The sequence below is a fragment of the Paraburkholderia kururiensis JCM 10599 = LMG 19447 genome, assembly GCF_003986935.1.
Taxonomy (GTDB): domain Bacteria; phylum Pseudomonadota; class Gammaproteobacteria; order Burkholderiales; family Burkholderiaceae; genus Paraburkholderia; species Paraburkholderia kururiensis.
This window is the reverse complement of record NZ_RJZE01000135.1, coordinates 1-254: the sequence shown is the minus strand read 5'-3', so window position 1 is coordinate 254 and position 254 is coordinate 1. Positions and strand designations below refer to the sequence as shown.

Below are 254 nucleotides of genomic sequence, written 5' to 3'. Positions count from 1 at the left end.
AGCAATGCACTGGCCGTGGTCGGGCCGATGCCGAGCAATTGCATCAGCCTCTTGCTGCGCGCATCCGCACGCGCGATCTCAGCGATCGCGCGGTCGTATTCGAGCAGGCGATCCTCGATATGGCCAGGAGCAATCGTCAAGAGTGGTGTACGCGGGTCAGGCGGCATGATCAGGCGGCCAGCGCTTGAGGAGCCGGTGTGCTTTCAATCACCGGAGTGCCGTCCTTGAAGGGAATGCCCTTCAGGAGCGGCTCG

Annotated in this window: 1 pseudogene; it reads right to left on the bottom strand. The window is 63.0% G+C overall.

The annotated features are described in order from the left end of the window. Positions 1 to 125: pseudogene (locus PKKP23_RS33625) on the bottom strand (IS110 family transposase); the annotation flags it as partial. Between the last annotated feature and the right edge of the window lie 129 nt (positions 126 to 254).